At 58.6% G+C, this 22,776-nt stretch carries 21 protein-coding genes; 7 read left to right on the top strand and 14 right to left on the bottom strand.

What is annotated here, in order from left to right; translation table 11 throughout:
- Positions 1-166 precede the first annotated feature (166 nt).
- The 10 genes from GBC55_RS21795 to GBC55_RS21750 form a co-directional block, all read right to left on the bottom strand.
- Positions 167-1,417 carry an integrase arm-type DNA-binding domain-containing protein gene (locus tag GBC55_RS21795; protein WP_162439600.1) on the bottom strand — a complete coding sequence of 417 codons (1,251 nt, stop codon included), beginning with the start codon at positions 1,415-1,417 and terminating at the stop codon, positions 167-169.
- A gap of 481 nt (positions 1,418-1,898) precedes the next feature.
- Complete coding sequence (locus GBC55_RS21790) at positions 1,899-2,651, bottom strand: helix-turn-helix transcriptional regulator (RefSeq protein ID WP_162439599.1); 753 nt, start codon at positions 2,649-2,651, stop codon at positions 1,899-1,901.
- A gap of 227 nt (positions 2,652-2,878) precedes the next feature.
- Complete coding sequence (gene ppa, locus GBC55_RS21785; RefSeq protein ID WP_162439598.1) at positions 2,879-3,406, bottom strand: inorganic diphosphatase; 528 nt, start codon at positions 3,404-3,406, stop codon at positions 2,879-2,881.
- Positions 3,407-3,520: 114 nt separating this feature from the next.
- Entirely contained in the window at positions 3,521-4,333 is an 813-nt protein-coding gene (locus tag GBC55_RS21780) for a zinc-dependent peptidase (protein ID WP_162439597.1), read from the bottom strand.
- Positions 4,334-4,339: 6 nt separating this feature from the next.
- The gene (locus tag GBC55_RS21775; RefSeq protein WP_162439596.1) at positions 4,340-4,996 is read right to left on the bottom strand and encodes a DedA family protein; all 657 of its coding nucleotides are present in this window, start codon (positions 4,994-4,996) and stop codon (positions 4,340-4,342) included.
- Between the two features lie 283 nt (positions 4,997-5,279).
- Complete coding sequence (locus GBC55_RS21770; RefSeq protein ID WP_162439595.1) at positions 5,280-5,741, bottom strand: GNAT family N-acetyltransferase; 462 nt, start codon at positions 5,739-5,741, stop codon at positions 5,280-5,282.
- A 119-nt stretch (positions 5,742-5,860) separates the two neighbouring features.
- Positions 5,861-6,685, bottom strand: coding sequence for an ethanolamine ammonia-lyase subunit EutC (eutC, locus tag GBC55_RS21765; RefSeq protein WP_162439594.1), 825 nt, complete (start codon positions 6,683-6,685; stop codon positions 5,861-5,863).
- An 8-nt stretch (positions 6,686-6,693) separates the two neighbouring features.
- Positions 6,694-8,088, bottom strand: coding sequence for an ethanolamine ammonia-lyase subunit EutB (locus tag GBC55_RS21760; protein WP_162439593.1), 1,395 nt, complete (start codon positions 8,086-8,088; stop codon positions 6,694-6,696).
- Between the two features lie 51 nt (positions 8,089-8,139).
- Positions 8,140-9,588, bottom strand: a complete 1,449-nt coding sequence (gene eat / locus GBC55_RS21755) for an ethanolamine permease (protein WP_162439592.1) — start codon at positions 9,586-9,588, stop codon at positions 8,140-8,142.
- A gap of 196 nt (positions 9,589-9,784) precedes the next feature.
- Positions 9,785-11,305 carry an aldehyde dehydrogenase family protein gene (locus tag GBC55_RS21750; RefSeq protein WP_162439591.1) on the bottom strand — a complete coding sequence of 507 codons (1,521 nt, stop codon included), beginning with the start codon at positions 11,303-11,305 and terminating at the stop codon, positions 9,785-9,787.
- Positions 11,306-11,727: 422 nt separating this feature from the next.
- Between GBC55_RS21750 and GBC55_RS21745 the strand changes: the two genes are divergently transcribed.
- The 4 genes from GBC55_RS21745 (at position 11,728) to GBC55_RS21730 (ending at position 16,082) form a co-directional block, all read left to right on the top strand.
- Positions 11,728-13,641, top strand: coding sequence for a sigma-54-dependent Fis family transcriptional regulator (locus GBC55_RS21745; protein ID WP_162439590.1), 1,914 nt, complete (start codon positions 11,728-11,730; stop codon positions 13,639-13,641).
- Between the two features lie 185 nt (positions 13,642-13,826).
- The gene (gene mpl, locus GBC55_RS21740; protein ID WP_162439589.1) at positions 13,827-15,176 is read left to right on the top strand and encodes a UDP-N-acetylmuramate:L-alanyl-gamma-D-glutamyl-meso-diaminopimelate ligase; all 1,350 of its coding nucleotides are present in this window, start codon (positions 13,827-13,829) and stop codon (positions 15,174-15,176) included.
- The gene (gene ubiX, locus GBC55_RS21735; protein ID WP_045061515.1) at positions 15,173-15,805 is read left to right on the top strand and encodes a flavin prenyltransferase UbiX; all 633 of its coding nucleotides are present in this window, start codon (positions 15,173-15,175) and stop codon (positions 15,803-15,805) included. Before mpl ends, ubiX begins: the two co-directional genes overlap by 4 nt.
- Positions 15,798-16,082, top strand: a complete 285-nt coding sequence (locus tag GBC55_RS21730) for a YceK/YidQ family lipoprotein (RefSeq protein WP_162439588.1) — start codon at positions 15,798-15,800, stop codon at positions 16,080-16,082. Before ubiX ends, GBC55_RS21730 begins: the two co-directional genes overlap by 8 nt.
- 135 nt (positions 16,083-16,217) lie before the next feature.
- Here GBC55_RS21730 and GBC55_RS21725 read toward each other — a convergent pair whose 3' ends face one another.
- The 3 genes from GBC55_RS21725 to GBC55_RS21715 all read right to left on the bottom strand — a co-directional run bounded on the left by GBC55_RS21725 (position 16,218) and on the right by GBC55_RS21715 (position 19,164).
- Entirely contained in the window at positions 16,218-16,859 is a 642-nt protein-coding gene (locus GBC55_RS21725; RefSeq protein WP_162439587.1) for an oxidoreductase, read from the bottom strand.
- Between the two features lie 27 nt (positions 16,860-16,886).
- Positions 16,887-18,605: a C13 family peptidase gene (locus GBC55_RS21720; protein WP_162439586.1), complete on the bottom strand. Its 1,719-nt coding sequence runs from the start codon at positions 18,603-18,605 to the stop codon at positions 16,887-16,889.
- 103 nt (positions 18,606-18,708) lie between these two features.
- Entirely contained in the window at positions 18,709-19,164 is a 456-nt protein-coding gene (locus tag GBC55_RS21715; RefSeq protein WP_162439585.1) for a MaoC family dehydratase, read from the bottom strand.
- Positions 19,165-19,361: 197 nt separating this feature from the next.
- On the opposite strand from GBC55_RS21715, the gene GBC55_RS21710 reads away from it, so the two are divergent.
- Genes GBC55_RS21710 through GBC55_RS21700 form a run of 3 tightly spaced genes read left to right on the top strand, consistent with a single transcriptional unit; the run spans position 19,362 to position 21,038 of the window.
- Positions 19,362-19,724, top strand: coding sequence for a CidA/LrgA family protein (locus GBC55_RS21710; protein ID WP_162439584.1), 363 nt, complete (start codon positions 19,362-19,364; stop codon positions 19,722-19,724).
- Positions 19,721-20,437: an LrgB family protein gene (locus GBC55_RS21705; protein WP_247266967.1), complete on the top strand. Its 717-nt coding sequence runs from the start codon at positions 19,721-19,723 to the stop codon at positions 20,435-20,437. The genes GBC55_RS21710 and GBC55_RS21705 overlap by 4 nt, the downstream gene beginning before the upstream one ends.
- Before the next feature lie 10 nt (positions 20,438-20,447).
- On the top strand, positions 20,448-21,038 hold the full coding sequence (locus GBC55_RS21700) for an LON peptidase substrate-binding domain-containing protein (RefSeq protein ID WP_162441208.1): 591 nt from the start codon (positions 20,448-20,450) through the stop codon (positions 21,036-21,038).
- Positions 21,039-21,229: 191 nt separating this feature from the next.
- Here the strand turns inward: GBC55_RS21700 and GBC55_RS21695 are convergent, their stop codons facing one another.
- A complete protein-coding gene (locus GBC55_RS21695) occupies positions 21,230-22,546 on the bottom strand; it encodes a bifunctional DedA family/phosphatase PAP2 family protein (RefSeq protein ID WP_162441209.1) in 1,317 nt (438 codons plus the stop codon).
- Positions 22,547-22,776 lie beyond the last annotated feature (230 nt).

Raw genomic sequence — 22,776 nt, 5'->3', positions numbered from 1 at the left:
GTCGGCATCAAGAATCTATAGAAGTGTTTGTCACGCTTTGATAGCTTTGCGCAGATCTTGTCTGCCTCCCTAGAGATTTCAAACTTTCTCAAATCATGATTTAGAGCCGCATCTGCAATGTGTCACACGGTGGAATTTGCCGCCTTGAGGCGCCTTGCTTAGTGTGCTAATTGCATATTTTCGAGGCGGTTACTTCTAGATTAACTTGATATTCAGGTTGTTGGTGAGGGGCCGTAAATATGCTCCAGTCATTCATAAGCAAGCGCCTTTTATCCAAAAAGTCCGAGCGAGAATATGCACCTTCAGTCTGATCACGCTCGTCATGTGCTAGCGCCATTTCACAGACCTCCCGTGGGTAATGGGTGCATTCACCAGCCCAGTCACGAAACGAGGATCGAAAGCCATGGCGAGTGATGTGCTTGTACCCCATGTCATGCAGTAGGGTTCGTACAGCATTTGCATGCATTGCCCCAGTCTTGCCTTGGCCTGGGAACAGAAAAGGACTTCCTTCATCTCGCGGAATGCTTTTCACCAGCTTTACGACTTCATCAGCAAGCGGAATGACGAAAGCCACCCGCATTTTCATTCGCTCATCTGGCAGTGACCAAGTTTTAGCTTCTAGATCAAACTCATCCCAACGAGCGAACCTGACCATGTGGGCACGTGCGCTGGTCATGATCAGCAGTTGAGCGGCCCATGATGGAGATGTTGAGTTTGCCCTGAGCTTCATCATCAGTTCAGGCACTTCCTGCCAGCGCAAAGCTTCAAAGTGCTCGCGCTTCCGAGCTTTCCTCTTTTCAGAACGGCTCAATAGATTGTCTAAGTGCCCGCGCCAGCGAGCAGGGTTCTCACCTTGTCGCAGGTTACGTGCCTTGGCTGCGTCCAGGACTTGTTCTATTTGTCCACGTACCTCGTCAGCGGTTCTGGTCTTGGTGGCCCAGATGGGTTGCAATACCTTAAGTACTTCGGGAGTGCCTATGTCTTCGGCTGAAAGCTTGCCTATGTGATCAAACGCATACAGCTCCAGCTTCCGCAGCCAGCCTTTACGCCACTTTTCCGACCACGCCGCGCCGTGAGCATCACGGTATTGCGTTGCGAGCGTCTCGAATTTTAGTTGCTTGGCTTCACTTGCACGCTGGGCTTCCCGTTGAGCGGCGCGCTCTATGTCTCTGGCTGCCAGGGGATCAATGCCATCACTCAGTTGGCTGCGTTTAGTGCTGGCGTCTTGTCTGGCCTTCTTGAGGCTCACCTCAGGGAATGAGCCCAGACCCATCTCTCTACGGCGGCCTGCCAGTTGAAAGCGAAGCAGCCAGGATTTACGCCCAGTAGGTTTGACGACCAAGCGAAGCCCATCACCATCTTCATAGGTGCCGGGTTCGGTCAGGTTTTCGACTTGTTTCGGATTTAGCTTACCCATTAGATTTCCCCTGTCGCCCGTTTTGTCCCCCCACCTGTCCCCCCACTTCATCGTTGGATGAGATCGGATGGCTTTGAACGCCATCGGACAGGGGAATGCTTGAAACCCCCGGAATAGCTACGCTAGCAGGAAGATTATCGGATGGGATAGGATTATTTCGGACAATTAAAAAGCCGGCTTGTGGCCGGCTTCTCGGGGACTGGCTTGATTCATTTTTGGTAAACCGCGCCAGCCTTCAAAACGTACACCCGGATCTTGCGTCCGGCTGTGGGACTCGGCGAGAAAATCATCTGCCTGGTCGGTGCGATCTGAGCCTCTGGGAGGGTCGATGCGCAAATGTGGGGCGCAGCATACTGATTTTTTTACGCAATTCCCAGCTTGATGTGGGTGATTGCTCGTTCACGCTAATCTGTAGCAGCTGGCGAAGCCTGCGTTCGGCGATCTACCGGACACAACCTGCACCAGTTGCTACAGAACCCGCTTACAAAAATGGAATGGGCGGTCGTCGTTTGTTCAGGGTCGACCACCAGAACACCCACCCTATGACGCGTATATTTTCATCATCAATTTGCGGTGGGCGAAAGACTTCGTCCGGGTATCGGCTGTTGTTGTGGCTGCGCATGCGTATCGCATTGCCCGGTACCCGATACAGGTAGCGGATCAACAGCATGCCGTCATGCTCTATCGCGTAAATCTCGCCATCGATAATTTGCGTCAGTCCCCGGTCTATGGCGACGATGGAGCCGTCGTCAATTTTTTCGGCCATGCTGTTGCCTGTCATGCGAACGCAGATGGCGTCGATGTGTTTGATTTCCAGGGAATCGAGATCGCTGCGGGGCAGGCGGATGGTTTGGCCGGGATCTTTGATGACATGGGTTTTGGTGGCGCCGGGCGTAACGGGTGCTTCTTTATAGAAATGCAGTTCGACATCGGTTGGCTCGATCACCCGGTAGGAACCACGGATCGTTTGGGCATCCAGGGCATTGCCGGACTCGTCGGTCAGTCGCAGTTCCTTGGCGTCTTTTTGACCTTCGCCGGTTTTCAGCCACTCGCTTTTAACGGACAGAATTCTGGCGACTTCTTCCATACGGTATTCGGGCACGCCGCGGGTGTACCAGTTGTGAACGTTTTGAGCCTGTTGGATGTTCCAGAAATCGGCAAATGCCGTCGTCGAGATTTTCGCCTCTTTGAGGAGAACCTTGAATCGTTTACCGCAGGTTTTATTCTTTTTCATAAACGCGAGTCTAATGTCGCGGGGCAGGGCTTTGAATCAACGAGCCGTTCAAATATCGAGGGAATTTTACGACCGGATGTAAGACGTAATGTAGGGAAATTAAACAAGAAAAAACCAAAACGGATGCGGGTTAAACGAAACGTTTATGGTGATTTATAGGCGTCTACAAAAAACCCCGGATCAACCGGGGTTTTTCTTGATGCCTGTTGCTAGAAGCCTGGAGCTTCTCAGCCTTTGTAGGCTGCAACCGACTTCATGATCTCGGCGCGGGCAGCTTCAGCGTCGCCCCAACCTTCGATCTTCACCCATTTGCCTTTCTCGAGGTCTTTGTAGTTCTCGAAGAAGTGCTTGATCTGTTCCAGCAACAGCGGTGGCAGATCGGTGTATTCCTTCACGTCCACGTACAGCTGAGACAGCTTGTCATGGGGTACTGCGATGACTTTGGCATCGCCGCCGCCGTCGTCGGTCATGTTCAGGATGCCGACTGGACGAGCGCGGATGACCGAACCTGGAGCAACCGGGTAAGGGGTCACAACCAGCACGTCGAGGGGATCACCGTCGTCAGCCAGGGTGTTCGGGATGAAACCGTAGTTGGCCGGGTAGAACATCGGGGTGGCCATGAAACGGTCAACGAACAGGCAATCGCTGTCTTTGTCGATTTCGTATTTGATCGGCGCGTGGTTGGCCGGAATCTCGATCGCGACGTAGATGTCGTTCGGCAGGTCTTTGCCAGCCGGAATCTTGCTGTAGCTCATTGGGCGGTGCCCCCGTTAGTTGACCAAAAACACTTGGCCGGATTGACCAAAAAGTGGCGGCGATTATAGGCATATTCCGCCGCCGATGCCATGCGCGACAGGGTCGTAGAGACCTTAGTCGTGTGCCTGATAGACCGGGTCATTGGCCTGAAGTTGCCGCAGCCTGTCCAAAGGATCCTGCCGATAGAAAAGCTTCAACTGCTCGTAGACCTGTGGATAAGCCTCGTGCAGCAAATCCGGGGCGCTGAAAAAGTATTCGCTGGTGACGGCGAAGAACTCTGCCGGGTTTTCCGCTGCGTACGGATCAATGGCGGTTTCGGCGTCGGGATTACGCTCCAGTTGCTGATCGAGATCGTCGTAGGCGTCCTGCATGACCTTCGCCCAGTTACTGACCCGCATGTCGGCATGCAGCGGTGGCAGGCCGTTGGCGTCACCGTTGAGCATGTCCAGCTTGTGCGCCAGTTCGTGGATAACCAGGTTATAGCCCTCCCAACCGCCGCTGGCCATTACGCCGGGCCAGGCGAGGATGATCGGGCCTTGCTGCCAGGCTTCGCCGCTGTGCTCGCCATCCCACTCGTGTTCGACGCCGCTGGCATCGCGATGACGCTGAGGGCTGAGAAAGTCGTCGGGGTAGAGCACGATTTCGTGGAAACCCTGATACCAGTTCAAATCGCCCAGGTTCAGCAGTGGCAATTGCGCCTGGGCCGCCAGCAACAGGCGTTGTTCCTGGTGCAGCTCCACGCCGGGCAGGGCGGTCAGGTGTTTGTCTTCGAGGAACAGTACGCTGGCTTCGCGCAACCACTGGTCTTGGGCAGCGGTGATGCCGTCGAGAAAACTCAGGTGGTGACGCACCCGTTGCCACATGTCGTCGGCAATCGGGTGTCTGGCCAGGATGCGCTGGCGACGCCAGGCGCTAAGGGACCACATCGGTGATCAGCGCGGTTGGGCTTTCGAGTTCGAACCGCCAAAGCGGCTGCGTGCCACGCCGATGATCATGGGCACCAAGGACAGGAGAATGATGCCGACGACCAGCAGCGACAGGTTGGTCTTGATGAACGGTACATTGCCGAAGAAGTAACCGAGGGTCACCAGGCCGCCGACCCAGAGGATCGTGCCGAGGACGCTGAAACCGAAGAAACGCGGGTAGGGCATTCTTGCAACGCCGGCGACGAACGGCGCAAAGGTCCGAATGATCGGCAGGAAGCGCGCCAGGGTCACGGTTTTGCCGCCGTGTTTGTCGTAGAAGTCGTGGGTTTGTTGCAGGTAGTCACGGCGAAAGATTTTCGAGTTCGGGTTGCTGAACAAGCGTTCTCCGGCCGTTCGTCCGATCACGTAGTTGGTACTGTCGCCGAGTATCGCGGCCAGCATCAGCAGCCCGCCCAGCAATACCGGATCCATGCCTCCGCCCGCCGCGACGGCGCCCGCAATAAACAGCAGGGAATCACCCGGCAGGAAAGGCATCACGACCAGACCGGTCTCGCAGAAAATCACCAGAAACAGAATGGCGTAGATCCATGGCCCGTAATTGGTGACCAGCATGTCGAGGTAAACATCGAGATGCAAGATGAGGTCAAGCGGGTTGAAATCCATGGAAAGCACCTGTGGTGACGGCCCGACTCTGCAGGCCTGTGCGGATGACTTCGCGAAAGGCTACAGACGGGTGTAGTTTTTCTTACAAGCCGGAAAGGTCGGCATTATACGGACAGACAACTGAAAAGCGCGTCGAGTTTGTAGCGGGGGATGTCGCGGAGACGGACGGTGCTTTTTGCTTTTTCAGCAGGAGCAAAGCTTGCTCGCGATAGCGGTGTGTCATTAAGCGCATCCGATGCTGACACAACGTTATCGCGAGCAAGCTTTGCTCCTACCGTGAGGCTTAAAGCTCGTCGCTGATCGGCAGTACGTAGTTCTTGAATTCGGTGTCTTCCTTGAATCCGATCGATTCGTAGGTTTTCTGCGCGACTTCGTTGTCGCTGCTGGTGGACACGCGCATGCGCACGGCATTGGTGTCCTTGGCCATTTTTTTCGCGGTACGAATCAGGTTGTCGGCGACCAGTTGACGGCGGGCATCTTCGGCAACGTAGATGTCGTTGAGGATCCACACGCGTTTGAGTGAAAGCGATGAAAAACTCGGGTACAGCTGGCAAAAACCCATCAGCCTGTTGTTGTCCTCATCGGACAGTGCCAGGTAGATCACCGACTCCTTGCGGCGCAGGCGTTTCTCAAGGAACGCCCGGGACGAGTCCGGATACGGCAGGGAGCCATAAAACTCCCGATATTTGACGAACAACGGGGTCAGCAGGTCCAGGTGTTCGAGGGTCGCTTGAATAATCCGCATCGATAGGTCTCGTCTTCAAGTGGCTGTCTTCACGTGCTCTGACGGCGAACGGTTCTCACTCGGGCAGCCGTGCGTCGATCCTGCCTGAAATCCGCATTCAAACGCAATGCGGAAACGGTTCAGGCTTCGGGCGGGCTCAGCAGGAAGTTACTTTTCATCTCCACGCCTGGCTCCGTTTCCAGCGTCTGCACTTGGGCTTCGTCCTTCAGATTGACCCCTGACAGCTGCCGCCGACACGCTTCACGCATCAGATACAGCAGACGATGCGCCGCCATTCCATAACTCAACCCTTCCAGCCGGACATTGGAGATGCAGTTGCGATAGGCATCCGTCAGGCCGACCTTTGGGTTGTAGGTGAAATACAGTCCCAGGCTGTCTGGCGAGCTGAGTCCGGGGCGTTCGCCGATCAGGATGACGACCATTTTTGCGCCCAGTCGCTCGCCGATCTCGTCGGCGACGGCCACGCGGCCCTGTTCAACCAGGATCACCGGCGACACGGACCAGCCTTCAGCCGTGATCTGCTCTTCCATGCGCTCCAGAAAGGGCATCGTGTGGCGATGAACCGCCAGTGCCGATAACCCGTCGGCGACGACAATCGCCAGATCCACCCCGCCGGGATGGGCTTGTGCATAAGCTCGCAGCGTCTGCGCCGACTCGTCACTGAGCTTCCTGCCCAGATCCGGACGCTGCAAATAGCTGTTGCGATCAGTGGCTGCGCTGTGCAGCAGCACGCTCTCACGCCCGCGTTCGGCCAGCTGTGCGCCAAGACCGGCATGGTCGAACGGCAGGTGCACGGCGTCTCGAGCCTGGGCGTGGGCAAACTGGAAATCCAGCTGCGCACCGGTGGGCATGCTGGTGCCGGTTCGACCGAGTGCAATCCGCGCCGGTGTCAGTCGGCGCAGCTCCAGCCAAGGGTTTTGCGGATCGACGGGTGGTTTATCCATATCAACGATCATCCCAGTTGCGCCAAGGCTTGGCGGAATGCCGGCGGCAGGCTGTTGCCAAACTGAACCTTGCCATCCGCCTGGGTGAAGATGCCCATTTTGGCCAGCCATTGCTCGAACTCCGGCGCCGGTTTCAGACCCAGGGTTTGCCGCGCATAGAGCGCGTCATGGAACGAGGTGGTCTGGTAGTTGAGCATGATGTCGTCGGAGCCGGGGATGCCCATGATGAAGTTGATCCCGGCCACGCCAAGCAGCGTCAGCAGGGTGTCCATGTCGTCCTGGTCCGCTTCGGCGTGATTGGTGTAACAGATATCGCAACCCATGGGCACACCCAGCAACTTGCCGCAGAAGTGGTCTTCAAGGCCGGCGCGGATGATCTGTTTACCGTTATAGAGGTATTCGGGACCGATAAACCCTACGACGGTATTCACCAGAAACGGTTTGAAATGTCGCGCGACGGCGTAGGCTCGGGTTTCGCAGGTCTGTTGATCAATGCCATGGTGGGCGTTGGCGGACAAGGCGCTGCCCTGGCCCGTCTCGAAATACATCAGGTTCTGGCCCAGGGTGCCGCGATTCAGGCTCAACCCCGCGTCGTAGCCTTCCTGAAGTATGTTCAGGTTGATGCCGAAACTGGCGTTGGCCGCTTCGGTGCCCGCGATGGACTGGAACACCAGGTCCAGTGGCACGCCGCGGTTCACCGCTTCGATGGACGTCGTGACGTGAGTCAGCACGCAAGCCTGTGTAGGAATGTCGTAGCGCTGGATGACGGCATCGAGCATTTCCAGCATCGCGCAGATCGAGGCGATGCTGTCGGTGGCCGGGTTGATGCCGATCATTGCATCGCCGTTGCCGTACAACAGACCGTCAAGAATGCTCGCGGCGATGCCGGCGGGCTCATCCGTGGGGTGGTTGGGCTGCAGACGGGTGGATAAGCGGCCGCGCAGGCCCATCGTGCCGCGAAACTTGGTCACCACACGGATTTTCTGCGCCACCAGCACCAGATCCTGCACGCGCATGATCTTTGAAACGGCGGCCACCATTTCCGGGGTCAGCCCGGGGGCGAGTGCGCGCAGGCTTTGCTCATCAGCGGCATCGCTGAGCAGCCAGTCGCGAAAACCGCCGACGGTGAGGTGGCTGACCACGGCGAAAGCCTGTTTATCGTGGGTGTCGATGATTAGGCGGGTGACTTCATCGTCCTCGTAAGGAATCAGCGCTTCCTGTAGGAAATGACTCAGCGGTATGTCAGCCAGGGCCATCTGCGCGGCCACCCGTTCACCATCGTTGAGGGCGGCGACACCTGCCAGGAAATCCCCGGACCGCGCAGGGCTGGCCTTGGCCATGACGTCCTTGAGGCTCTCGAAGCGATAGGTCTGGTTGCCGACCGTGTGAGCAAAACTAGCCATACAGATTCTCCGTGACGGCGCAGACCAGGCCTGCGCCGTGATTTGCGGCTGTTAGTGCAAGGCTTTTTCAGCGGCCTGAATCGCCGCGAACTCTTCTTCGGGCGTGCCTGCTACCAAGTGATGCCGACTGTAGAAAGCGAAGTAAGCAATTAACACTCCATAGATGACCGCTGCACCAATCACCACTCGCGGATCCACCAGAAATCCTGCCACGACAGCGATGCACGCCAATACCAACGCTACACCAGAAGTGAAGATGCCGCCCGGTGTACGGTAAGGCCGATCCATTTTGGGGCGACGAATACGCAGCGTAATGTGCGCGGCCATCATCAGGACGTAGGAAATGGTTGCGCCGAACACGGCCACCAGAATAAGCAAGTCGCCCTGACCGGTCAGCGACAACCCGAAACCGATGATCCCGGGAATGATCAACGCCAGCACCGGCGCCTTGCTTTTGTTGGTTTCCGACAGTTTGCGCGGCAGATAGCCGGCGCGGGACAAGGCAAAGATCTGCCGTGAGTAGGCGTAGATGATCGAGAAGAAACTGGCGATCAGGCCCGCCAGGCCCACGAGATTGACGAAGCTGCCCATCCAGGTCGAGCCGCCATAGGCTTTGCTCAATGCTTCAACCAGCGGGTTGCCGGATGTCAGCAGTGCATTGGCGCCAGCCGCACCGGGCCCGATCACCAGAATCAGCAGCGCAAAACTCACCAGCACCAGCATGGCGCCGATCAGGCCGCGAGGCAGGTCGCGTTTCGGGTTTTTGGTTTCTTCCGCGGCCAGTGGCACGCCTTCGACAGCCAGGAAGAACCAGATCGCGTAAGGAATGGCTGCCCACACGCCGACATAGCCAAACGGCAGGAAGCTGCTCGCGCCCTTGGCCTCGGTGACCGGGATGTCCAGCAGGTTGGCGACGTTGAAGTGCGGCACCATCGACACCAGGAAAACGGCCAGTGCCAGGGCGGCAACGGCGGTGATGACGAACATCAGTTTCAGCGCTTCGCCGACACCGAATATGTGGATGCCGATAAAGATGATGTAGAAGGCCAGGTAGATCATCCAGCCACCGATGCCGAACAACGACTCGCAGTAGGCACCGATAAACACGGCAATCGCTGCCGGGGCGATGGCGTATTCGATCAGGATCGCCGTCCCGGTCAGAAATCCGCCCCAGGGGCCGAAGGCGCTCCGGGCAAAACCGTAGCCGCCACCCGCGGTGGGAATCATGGAGGACAATTCAGCAAGGGAAAAACACATGCACAAGTACATGGTCGCCATCAGCAGCGTGGCAAGAAACATCCCGCCCCAGCCACCTTGGGCCAGGCCGAAGTTCCACCCCGCGTAGTCGCCGGAAATGACATAAGCCACCCCCAGGCCCACCAGCAGGACCCAGCCTGCTGCACCTTTTTTCAATTCACGTTGCTGGAAATAATCGGAGCCGACTTTTTCGAAGTCGACAGAGGAGCCGGCCGCCGGAGCGGGCGTAGGTTCGCTGGGCATAAGAGTTCACCTGTTTTTATTGTTTTGGCCGGCCAAGTTGCCGGGTAGTGCGAAGGCTCCCTTACGGGCGCGAACGTGCTCGCGAATGCGGTTTGTCATTCACTTGAGTGTTGAAGGAACGAGCGCTATCGCGAGCAAGTCGAATCGTCGCACCGCCGCTCCCCCGTAGGAGAGGAGGCCTGCTCGTGGCAGACGTTTAGAAGAAGCCCAGCGGATTGATGTCGTAGCTCACCAGCAGGTTTTTGGTCTGCTGATAGTGATCGAGCATCATTTTGTGGGTTTCACGACCGACGCCGGACTTCTTGTAACCACCGAACGCGGCGTGCGCCGGGTACAGGTGATAGCAGTTGGTCCAGACGCGACCGGCCTTGATGGCGCGGCCCATGCGGTAGGCGCGGTTGATGTCGCGGGTCCAGAGGCCGGCACCCAGGCCGAACTCGGTGTCGTTGGCGATGGCCAGGGCTTCGGCTTCGTCCTTGAAGGTGGTGATGCTCACCACCGGGCCAAAGATTTCTTCCTGGAACACGCGCATTTTGTTGGTGCCCTTGAGCAGGGTCGGCTGGATGTAATACCCGGTCGACAGGTTGCCCTCGAGTTTTTCGACCTTGCCGCCCGTCAGCAGCTCGGCGCCTTCGCCCTTGGCGATTTCCAGGTACGAAAGGATTTTGTCGAATTGCTGCTCGGACGCCTGGGCGCCGACCATGGTGTCGGTGTCCAGCGGGTCGCCACGTTTGATCGACAGGACCTTCTTCATCACCACTTTCATGAAGTCGTCGTAGATCGACTCTTGCACGAGTGCGCGGGAAGGACAGGTGCAAACCTCGCCCTGGTTGAAGAACGCCAATACCAAGCCTTCGGCGGCTTTTTCGATGAAGGTTTCTTCAGCCTGCATGATGTCGGCGAAGAAGATGTTCGGCGACTTGCCACCCAGCTCCACGGTGGACGGAATGATGTTTTCGGCAGCGCATTTCATGATGTGCGAGCCCACCGGAGTGGAACCTGTAAACGCGATCTTGGCGATGCGTTTGCTGGTGGCCAGCGCCTCGCCGGCCTCTTTGCCATAGCCTTGCACCACGTTGAGCACGCCCGGCGGCAGCAGGTCGCCGATCAGTTCCATCAGCACGGTGATGCCCAGCGGCGTTTGCTCGGCAGGCTTGAGCACCACGCAGTTACCGGCGGCCAGCGCCGGGGCGAGTTTCCAGGCCGCCATCAGGATCGGGAAGTTCCACGGAATGATCTGACCGACCACGCCCAGCGGTTCATGAATGTGATAGGCCACAGTGTTGCCATCGATCTCGGCGGCACTGCCTTCCTGAGCACGGATGCAACCGGCGAAGTAGCGGAAGTGGTCGGCAGCCAGCGGGATGTCGGCATTCAGGGTTTCGCGAACGGCTTTGCCGTTGTCCCAGGATTCGGTGATCGCCAGCAGTTCCAGGTTCTGCTCGATACGATCGGCAATCTTCAGCAGCACCAGCGAGCGTGCCTGGACAGAAGTACTGCCCCAGGCGTCGGCGGCGGCGTGGGCAGCGTCCAGGGCTTTGTCGATGTCTTCGGCCGTGGAGCGTGGGAATTCGGCAATGGGTTGGCCATTCACTGGCGAAGTGTTGGTGAAGTACTGACCTTTAACAGGCGCGACGAACTCGCCGCCGATGTAGTTACCGTATTTGCTTTTAAACGAAACGATAGCGCCTTCAGTACCGGGGTGAGCGTAACGCATAGTGATTTCTCCTTGGCTTTTGTGCTTATAAGGGAGAGCGCATGTGCGCTTGTTATAAGCGTAGAGCAAAGGTCGGGCCACTGCCTTTGAGGTCAGTCAAATCAAGGGATTACCGGGTTTCAGTCGGACGGGCGGGCGGCGTCTGTGACGGTATCGGTACAGCCCGTGTGACAGTTTGTACCGGTTGTGGCGCAGTGTGTGACCAGGCAGTCTTGCGAGCATTGCAATACTCGCCGGGCTGGAGGATGCTCGGCCACACGTTGTCTGTAGCAGTTGCCGAAGGCTGCGTTCGAGTGCGAAGCGATTGCCTCGGTTTGGCATGTAAATATCGAATACGGTTTTACGACTGCTCCGCAGCCGAATGCAGCCACGGCAGCTGCTACACGGGGCGAACCAGACCCGGCAGGGAGAAGAACAACAAAATGCACGACAACCATTTAAGTCGCCATGCCCAGCAAGTCTTGACCGTGACCCAGGGGAAATCCCGTCTGCGCGGTCCTGGCAGTGACCCGTCCATCGCCCGTTCCTGGCTGCGTTGTCTTGAGGATTATCACCTCGACCCGGCCTTGACGATTGCGCCGACCGTGCTGGAACACGGCCGCGTCCTGGAAAGCCGCGAACGTTTGCAGCAAGTGCTGCAAATTGCCGGCACTGAAATGACCAGTCTCCATCAGCAACTTTCCGGCGCCGGACATGCGGTGCTGCTGACCGACGCTCGCGGCGTCATCCTCAATTGCGTCACGGCCCCCACCGAGCGGAAGATTTTCGAACGCGCCGGCCTGTGGCTGGGCGCCGACTGGAGCGAAGCCTGCGAAGGCACCAATGGTATCGGCACCTGCCTGGTGGAGCGGCAGTCACTGACCATTCACCAGGACGAACACTTTCGTGGTCGCCACACCGGTTTGACCTGTTCGGCCAGCCCGGTCTTCGATCCGCATGGCGAACTGCTGGCCGTGCTGGACGTATCTTCCGCGCGTCACGACGTCTCGCGCCAGAGCCAGTTCCATACCATGGCCCTGGTCAATCTTTCGGCGAAAATGATCGAAAGCTGCTATTTCCTGCGCTACTTCGACAACCAATGGTTGCTGCGTTTTCACCTGCAGGCCGAATCCGTCGGGCTGTTCAGCGAAGGGTTGCTGGCGTTCGACGGGGAAGGGCGGATCAGCGCCGTCAACCAAAGTGCCTTGAATCTGTTGGGGCATGTACGTGGCGGACTGCTGGGCAAGCCGGTCGAGGCGTTTTTCGACTGCTCGCTAGATGAACTTCTCGGCCGCGCCAGCATCAACGCCAGTGCGAGTTGGCCGTTGCGCACGCGTGACGGGCGGCACCTATTCGCGTTGCTGCGCGGACAACCCCGCAGCATTCCGGTGCCTGTGGTACAGCGTCCGATCATTGCCGACCGTCCACGTTTGTCTGGCATTTGTCTTGGCGATGCATCGCTGCAGGAAGACTTCCGAAAATCCTTGCGAGTCTTCGAGCGGGACGTGCCGCTGTTGATCAATGGCGAAACCGGCTCCGGCAAGGAAGCGTTCGCCAAGGCCGTGCACAACGCCAGTCAGCGGGCTGAAAAAGCGTTCGTGGCCCTCAACTGCGCGGCCATTCCGGAAAGCCTTATCGAGAGTGAATTGTTCGGTTACCGCGGCGGCAGCTTCACGGGCGCACGCAAGGAAGGCATGCGCGGCAAGTTGCAGCAGGCCGATGGCGGCACGCTGTTCCTCGATGAAATCGGCGACATGCCGCTGGCCATGCAAACGCGGCTGTTACGAGTGCTGGAAGACCGGCAGGTGGTGCCGATCGGTGGTGAGCCGGAGTCAGTTAACGTGCGGATCATCAGCGCCACTCACCGCAATTTGATGGAGCGGGTGCAGGACGGCAGTTTCCGCGAGGATTTGTATTACCGGCTCAATGGGCTGGAGGTCGCGTTGCCGGCGTTGCGCGAGCGAACCGATAAATCAGAATTACTCGACTTTTTGCTGGCGGAAGAAACTGGCGGGGAAACGGTGGTCATCGACGGACTGGCGCGACAGGCGCTGCTGGATTTCGCCTGGCCCGGTAACGTTCGGCAGTTACGTAACGTGCTGCGCACGCTGGCTGCGTTGTGTGACGGCGGACGAATCGGTCTGGACGATTTGCCTGTGATGATTCGGCAGGTTCGCCCGACACCGGTTGTTGCAGACGACGTGGCATCGGACCATCCCCTTGAAGACGCCGAGCGGCTGGCGTTACTCAATGCACTGGAACAGACGAGATGGCATATGACGCATACGGCTGAACAGCTAGGGGTGAGTCGCAATACGCTTTACCGCAAGCTGCGTAAACACGGTATCGCCCGATAAACCGTGGCGCGGCCATCGCCAGCAGGCTAGCTCCCACAAGGTAATGGGCTGGACTCTCGATTTGGAAGCTTACTCAAATCCACTGTGGGAGCCAGCCTGCTGGCGATGGCATCGGTACGGGCGAAACAAAGGTGCGAATTTTCCCACCCTACGCTAACCTGCGGCCATGTTTTACGAGGTCGACTATGCACATTCATATTCTTGGTATTTGCGGCACTTTCATGGGTTCGATGGCGGTTCTGGCCAAAGAGCTGGGCCATCACGTAACGGGTTCCGATGCTAACGTCTATCCGCCGATGAGCACTCAGCTTGAGGCTCAAGGCATTGAGCTGACCCAAGGCTACGACCCATCCCAACTGGATCCGGCACCGGATCTGGTGGTGATTGGCAACGCCATGTCCCGCGGCAACCCGGCCGTAGAATATGTACTGAACAAAGGCTTGCCTTACGTTTCCGGCCCGCAATGGCTGGCGGATCACGTGCTGCAAGGCCGCTGGGTGCTGGCCGTCGCCGGCACTCATGGCAAGACCACCACCAGCAGCATGCTGGCCTGGGTACTGGAGCACGCCGGCATGAGCCCGGGCTTCCTGATCGGTGGTGTCCCGCAAAATTTCTCGGTGTCGGCGCGACTGGGTGACACACCGTTCTTCGTGATTGAAGCGGATGAATACGACAGTGCGTTCTTCGACAAACGCTCGAAGTTTGTTCACTACCGTCCGCGCACCGCGATCCTGAACAATCTTGAGTTCGATCATGCGGACATCTTCCCGGATCTTCCGGCAATTGAACGCCAATTCCATCATCTGGTGCGCACGATTCCCAGCGAAGGCCTGGTGATCCATCCGACCACCGAGCCCGCGTTGCAGCGAGTGATCGAAATGGGTTGCTGGACGCCGGTTCAAACCACCGGTGCGGGTGGTCAGTGGCAGGTCAAGTTGCTCAGCGAAGACGGTTCTGCCTTCGAAGTGATGTTCGAAGGTGTGGTTCAAGGCGTGGTCGAGTGGGACATGACCGGTCAGCACAACGTCGCCAACGCGCTGGCGACGTTAGCTGCGGCGCGGCATGTCGGTGTTGTCCCGTCCATGGGGATTGCTGCATTGAGTGCATTCAAAAGCGTGAAGCGTCGGATGGAGAAAGTTGCCGAAGTCCGTGGCATTACTATTTACGACGACTTCGCTCACCATCCGACTGCGATTGCCACGACGCTCGACGGCCTGCGCAAGCGCATCGGTGACGCTCCGCTGATTGCGATCATTGAACCCCGCTCCAACTCCATGAAGCTTGGCGCGCACCGCGATGGCTTGCCGGACAGTGTGAACGATGCCGATCAGGTGATCTGGTACGCGCCGGCCAACCTCGGTTGGGATCTGGCGGGCACTGCCGCGCTGTGCACCGTGCCCTCGATCGTCAGCGATACGCTGGAAGGCATCATCGAGCGCGTGAAAAGCCAGGCCCAGCCAGGCACTCACGTGGTGATCATGAGCAATGGCGGCTTCGGCGGCCTGCACGGCAAACTCGCCGAGGCCCTGCAATGAACAACGGTCCGGAACGCATCACGCTGGCAATGACCGGCGCTTCGGGCGCCCAGTATGGTTTGCGCCTGCTGGACTGCCTGGTGCGCGAGGACCGCGAGGTGCACTTCCTCATTTCCAAGGCCGCGCAGCTGGTGATGGCCACTGAAACGGACGTTTCGCTGCCACCCAAAACCCAGATGATGCAGGCCTTCCTCACCGAATACACCGGCGCTGCCGCCGGGCAAATTCGCGTGTACGGCAAGGAAGACTGGATGTCACCCGTGGCCTCTGGTTCTGGCGCACCGGCGGCGATGGTGGTCGTGCCCTGTTCGACCGGGACCTTGTCGGCAATCGCGACGGGAGCCTGCAACAACTTGATCGAGCGTGCCGCCGACGTGACGTTGAAGGAGCGCCGCCAGTTGATTCTGGTGCCGCGTGAGGCGCCGTATTCGAGCATTCATCTGGAGCACATGCTCAAGTTGTCGAACATGGGCGTGACGATTTTGCCGGCGTCGCCGGGCTTCTACCATCAGCCACAGACCATCGATGACCTGATCGACTTCGTGGTGGCGCGGATCCTCAATCTGCTGAACATTCCCCAGGACATGTTGCCGCGTTGGGGTGAGCACCATTTGACCAGCGATGAATAGACTGCTGATGATTATCCTGGCGTTGCAATTGGCGGGCTGTGCCACGGCGCGCACGCTGGATGCCGCCAAGCCAGGGGCTCCGGTTGTGTACTCGGGGACTCGACTGGATTTGTATGCCATGAACGGCGGTTGCTGTGCGATGGACCGCTTTGGCGCTGAGGCGCCGAGCTATCCGGGTATTGATCTGCCGGCGAGTGCGCTGCTCGATACGCTGTTGTTGCCGTTGTCTGTGTTGACGGTGCTCGGCGTGGGTTTTCAGGCGACTGGCGGATTGTAAGCCGCAGAGCGACTCTTGTGGCGAGGGAGCTTGTCGAATCGTCGCACCGTCCCGCTGGGCCGCGAAGGGGCCCCAAAAAAATGGGGCTGCTGCGCAGTCCAGCGGGAGCAAGCTCCCTCGCCACATGTCTGCGAATTACTTACCTAACTTGCGTAACTCATCCGATTCAACCACCCGCACCCCATCCTGCTCTTCCAATGCCAACCGCCACATTGCGCGGGCCAGCTGACAAGCTTCGATGCCGTGATATTTACCCGGGATCAGTCGAGACAAAGGCCCTGCCACTTTCTCGGCAAAACGCGGTTCCAGACGATCACCCAGCAGCAGTGATGGGCGACAAATGGTCAGTTGCGGCCAGTTTTGCTCACGCAGGGCGTATTCCATTTCGCCTTTAACCCGGTTATAGAAAACCGAGGATCTGCGATCGGCCCCCAGCGCGCTGATCACGATCAGGTGTCGTGCACCCATCTCTCGGGCACGTTTGGCGAAGGCCACCACCATGTCCAGGTCCACTGCGCGGAACGCCTCTTCCGAGCCGGCCTGTTTGATTGTGGTGCCCAGGCAGCAGTAGGCAATGTCTACGCGGCCGTTGAGTTGTGGCAGGAACACGGCCGGGTCGCCGACGGGGTTTTCCAGATGGGGATGTTTGGCCAATGGTCGGCGTGAAGGGGCCAAAACCCGGGTAATCGTGGGTTCGTTGAGCAGGCGGTCAAGCAGGTGTTCACCGGTTAACCCGGTAGCTCCGGCAAGCAGTACGTGCTGAGGCGTCAAGTACATAGTGTTTCTCCCTTGATACTGTTCAGCTTAGTTGCTCTTTGCATCCTTGCTGCTGATAGAGACACTTTGCAGTGCCTTGCGTGCTTGTTGTTTACGCAACAACTGCCAGTGGGACAGGACCGTCTTCGGCGCCCATATCTGCGGTTCAGAGGCTTCAAAGTTGTCTGCGAGCTCACGCTCGGCCACCGTAGCCTTGGCCAGCTTGAACGCCTGTTCAAGGTCGTCTGTCTGGTTCAGTGCCTGGGCAAACAGGGCGTCACCGAAGTAGGTGAAGTTGGCTTCTTCCGAGCAACCGAACGACACACGGTCGGCGCGGGACGCCGTCATGATCAGGGTGCGTTCATCCTTGAGCATCGGGATGAAACCACCGGAGTAGCACGACGAGATGACAATGATCTTGTCGCGGTTTTTCAGCGGGGCCAGCACGGCGGCGAGTTCGTCGGCCGGCAGGTCTGACAGCTCCATGCGGGGCTGGTCGAGCACCAGTTCGTGCTCGCTGCTGCCGTGGCTGGTCAGGTAGATGAAGATCAAATCTTCCGGCCCGCTGCGTTCGGCCAGCGTTGCGGCGGCGCGTCGCAGGTTTTCCCGGGTGGCCATCGGCCGATCGACGAGATGGTCGCGATGGTTGACCAGGCGAATCTGACCATAAGCACCAAAGCGGCTGCTGAGCATGTTGCTGACATAGTCGGATTCACGCAGGAACACGCTCTGTTTGCCATCACCGCCGAGGGTCAAGGTGTAGAGTTCGATCGCCGGGGTCGAGGCGGGCACGCTGGCCAGCGTTTCTTCGAGCAAGCGGCCCTGGGCCAAAAGACCGAGTTCGAGGCTGTCGGGCAGCAGCTTGCCGTCGGCGTCGCGGACTCGCTGGCCATTGATCCAGGTGCCGCTTTGCACGGTGCCGTCGGTCAATACCAGGGTGCCGCGGCCCGAGTAACTGTCGTTGTCGAACTGGCCAATGTAGAAACTGCCGTCTGGCAGGTTCAGTCGACCTGGGCCGCTAAAGCGCCAGTCGCTGAAGTGGCCGATGTAATGGCTGCCGTCGGCGCCGATCAACTCGCCCTTGCCGTTCAGCGATCCTTCCTTGAATTGCCCAAGCCAGACATCGCCGTCGGCATTTTCGTAGCGACCCTTGCCGTGCAATTGATTGTTTTTGAAGCTGCCGACATAAATGTCGCCGTCAGCACTGTTGAATGTTCCGTTGCCTTCCAGCTGTCCGTCGACGAAATGCCCGGTGAATTGATTGCCGCTGGCGTCGCCGCGCTGACCTTCACCGTTGGGTTTGCCGTGCGCGAACTGACCTTGATACGAACTGCCGTCGTCGAGTTCGAGTCGACCGAGCCCGGAATACTGGTCGGCCTTGAATTCGCCACGGTAGGTCATGCCGTTTTCTTTGAGGGTGCCTTCGCCGTCCCGCCGACCCGCCTTGAACCCGCCGGTGTAGCTGCTGCCGTTGGTGGTCAGCGTGCCCTGGCCGTCGAACAGGCCTTGATTGAATTGCCCGCGATAGACCTCGCCGTTGCTACCGTGCCATTCCCCCTGGCGATGCCATTGCCCTTTGTCGAACTCGCCGGCGTACCAGCTGCTGTTCGGGTAGTCGATGCGACCCTGGCCTTGCAGCAGTCCGTTGACCAGATCGCCGCGATAACGCCCACCGTCCGGGAGGCGAGCGTCAGGCGGCAACAGTGATTCACCGTCGCCGCAAGCGGTCAGCATCAGGGTCAAGGCGAGGAGGGCAATCGAGCGCATAGCGGGATCCGGGCAATTAGGCGACCGAGTATGCCGCAGCTCTATCACTTATATATAGAGAGGGGGCGCGAAACAGCATGAGCTGCTTCGCATCCGGGATGGTTTACACGAAGCAGAGTGACAGTGGTTCGGCGATGTACGCCGGCTTGTCCGAGCCTTCAATCTCAAGCGTGGCGGTGGCTTTGAGCAGCCATTGGCCGGGTTTCTTCTCGTTGACTTCGCTCAGTTCGACCTTGAGTCTTACTTTGGAGTTGACCTTGACCGGTTGAATGAACCGCACGCTGTCGAGGCCGTAATTGACCACCATCTTCAGGCCTTCAGGCAGGACGAGGATGTCTTCCATCAGTTTGGGGATCAGTGACAGCGACAGGAAGCCGTGGGCGATAGTGCTGCCGAAAGGCGTTTGCGCGGCTTTGACCGGGTCGACGTGGATGAACTGATAATCCCCGGTGGCTTCGGCGAACAGGTTGATGCGCTCCTGATCGATGGTGAGCCATTCGGAACATCCAAGTTCCTTGCCGACATAATCTTTGAGCTCTGCAACGGGAACATAGGGCATTGAGACTCTCCTTGGGTTCATCGGTTTTATAGTTTTTAGGTGGGGGGATTTGACCTCCCGAATTACCACTTTAGATCAACATGGCAATGGGCCAAGGTCAACTGACCATGCTTTTGGCGAATGCCGATCTATAGCGATGACGTGCTTATAATGCTCGGCCCGCTACCGCGGGGACGGGTTCTGCAGGAGATTTAAGGATGTTGTTACGAGGTTTAACCTGGCTGGTGCTGTTCCAATTGCTCGGCACAGCGATCAATCACCTGTTTCTGCCGGTGCTGCCGGGGCCTATCGTCGGCCTGCTGTTGCTGCTGGTGTTCCTGATATTCCGTGGCCAGGTGGGCGAACCTCTGAACCTGGCAGCCAGCAGTCTGCTGCGTTATCTGCCGTTGCTGCTGGTACCGCCGGCAGTGGGCGTGATGGTGTATGCCAAGGACATTGCGGCTGACTTCTGGGCCATCGTTGGCGCCCTGGTGTTGTCGCTCCTGCTGTCCATGGCGTTTGCCGGCGTGCTGATGCAGCGCATGGTCAAGCGTCACGCCCATCCCGAGGACAGCCAATGATTTTCGATTGGCACGGCGCCTGGACGTCGGTAATCCACCATCCGTTGTTTGGTATCGGGATCACGCTTGGCGCTTATCAGTTGGTGTTGGCGGCGTTCGAGAAAACCCGCTGGATCTTTTTGCAGCCGGTGCTGGTCTCCATGCTGTTGGTGATCGGCGTGTTGATCAGTTGTGGTCTGACCTACGCCGAATACCGCAAAAGCACCGAGATTCTCAGCATCCTGTTAGGGCCGGCGACGGTTGCACTGGCCGTTCCGCTTTACCTGAATCTGCGACGGATTCGGCAGTTGTTCTGGCCGATATTTACTACGCTGGTGATAGGCGGTGTCGTCGCCACGGGGATGGGCGTGTTGCTGGGCTGGTGGTTTGGCGCCGAACACATGATTTTGATGACGATGGCGCCGAAGTCGGTGACGTCGCCGATCGCCATGTTGGTGGCCGAGCAGATTGGTGGTGTCGCGGCGTTGGCGGCGGTGTTTGTGCTGATCACCGGCGTGATCGGGGCGATCTTCGGGCCAAGCCTGCTGACCCGACTGGGTGTGCACAGCGCCGAAGCCCGCGGCATGGCCCTGGGCATGACCGCCCACGCGGTCGGCACGGCGGTGGCGATGCAGGAAAGTGAAGAGTGCGGCGCCTTCGCGGCGTTGGCGATGAGTCTGATGGGCGTGGCCACGGCGGTGTTCCTGCCGTTGGCGGTGTCGATGGTGGTGTAAGGAAATGTCTATGAGCTTGCCGCTTTTTCCGCTGAACACAGTGTTGTTTCCTGGCTGCATTCTCGATTTGCAGATCTTCGAGGCGCGCTACCTGGACATGATCGGCCGCTGCATGAAGCAGGGCGGCGGTTTTGGCGTGGTGTGCATCCTCGACGGCGAAGAGGTCGGTCTAGCCCCCGAGGGCTATGCACTGGTGGGCTGTGAAGCACTGATCACTGACTTCAAGCAGCAAGAAAATGGCTTGTTGGGTATTCGCGTGCAGGGCGGAAGGCGTTTCAATGTGTTGCGCACCGAGGTCCAGCGCGATCAGTTGACGATTGCCGAGGTCGAGTGGCTGGAAGACGAGCCAGAACAACCTTTGCAGGATGAGGATGCCGATCTGGTCGCCTTGCTCAAGGCCCTGGCCGAACATCCGATGGTTGAAGCATTGAACATGGGCACCGAAGCCACCGGTCAGCAGTCTCTGGCCAATCAGCTTGCCTATCTGCTGCCGTTCGCCGAAGTGGACAAGATTGATTTGCTGCAACTTGATGATCCGCAGCAGCGGCTGGATGCCATTCAAGCGCTGCTGGATGAGTTGCAGGGCGAGTTGTTTGCCTGAAATCATCATGCATCGTTAATCGCTGTAGCACGTGTAGCAGCTGCCGAGCCTGCGAGACTCGAAAACCTGTGGGAGCAGAGCTTGCTCGCGATGGCGGCGTGTCAGTCAACACCAAGACTTCCTGACGCACTGCCATCGCGAGCAAGCTTTGCTCCCACAGGAGAGCTGCTACGGGATTTTTGTCAGCAAACTCAGTAGGCATACCTCAACATCGCGTGGGGCAAATGCCTCAGCGCGAAAAAGCCGAACAGTATCGTCAGGGCCGGCAGCACCAGCCACCAGACCCGGGGTGGCATGGCGTTGAGCGGTTCCTTGCGCTGAATCAGCCAAAGGCTTGCAGCACATACGCACGCGGCGAGCATCGCACCAGCCACCACATCGGTCGGCCAATGCGCGCCCAGATACACCCGAGACAGGGCGATCGACAGCGCGGGCAAGCATCCCAACAGCAACCACGTCAGACGCAGCCGCGGCGGTTGTCCGCGCCCGGCCAGCACAGCCAGGGTCAGGAACAACGCGAAAGCGCCAGAGGCGTGCCCGCTGGGCATGCTGTAGCTCACCAGCGGATCACTCAACACCTCAGGACGCACCCGGGCGAAAAATTGCTTCGTCGCGGTATTGGCCAGTGCCGTGAAGAGCAGAGTGCTGCCGGCGAATATCGCTTGTCGCCACTGTCGGGTAAGCAGCAACAGTACCGTCAGCAGGGCGCTGAACATCAGCATGTTGCGGAATTCGCCGATCAGCGTGAACGTGACGGCGACCTCATCGAGCATCGGCTTGCGATGTTCCTGGATGAGCGTCATCACCCCCTGATCAAGGGCTGTCAGGTACGGGTAACCGATGAACAGGCCTGCAAGAATCAAACAGCTCATGCCGGCAATCAGCACCGTTGCTTTGCGGTGGCGGCGCATACTGCTAGTGATACTCAGGCCGACCATTGCCGCAATGCTCCCCGCGACGATGCCCGCTTCAGGCCAGAACCCTTCCGGCAGTGGCAAGCGTATTGCCGCGCCCGTGGCCCAGCCAGGCAGAAGATAGGCGACGCTCCAGCCCGCAGCGGCCAGCAAGCTGATGGCAAGAAAGCGCGGGAAGGGCATGTCGAACATCCCGGCGACCATTGGCAGCATGGGGCGTAGAGGGCCGATAAAACGTCCGACTAACAGGCTGGCGATACCGTAACGCTGGAAGTAGGTCTCGGCCCCGGCGATCCATTCTGGATGATGACGCAGCCCTGGAAGGCGCCGGATGTTCTGATGGAAATGACGTCCAATGAAGTAGGAAACGATGTCGCCCAGAACGCCGGCCAGGAAACCCAGCAGCAGCGTTTCGCTCAATGACAGTGCTCCACTGCCCGCCAACACCGCGACGGCAAACAGCAGCACCGTGCCAGGCACGATCAGGCCGGCAATCGCCAGGCATTCCACAAACGCCACGATGAACACCGCCGCAGCCAGCCATTGTGGGTTCACCGTCAACCAACCGGTCACGCTATCGAGCCATGGGCCCATACATACAACTCCATTGAATGTTCAATTGATTTCATCTCCTTGTGGGAGCGCGCCTGCTCGCGATGGCGGAGTGTCGGGTGACATCTGCGTCGACTGTCCGTCTGCTATCGCGAGCAGGCTCGCTTGTATGTTTAGACTTGAAGGGGTGGGGTGGGACTACAGACTCGATTCTGACTCTGACCAGTACAGACTGTGGGAGACTTCTCGTCCCACCCCTTCTACCCAAAGCG

The organism is Pseudomonas sp. TNT3, assembly GCF_010095445.2.
In the GTDB taxonomy this organism is placed as follows: Bacteria; Pseudomonadota; Gammaproteobacteria; order Pseudomonadales; family Pseudomonadaceae; genus Aquipseudomonas.
Note: the sequence above shows the minus strand (reverse complement) of the source record. Positions and strands in the feature narration are given on the sequence as shown.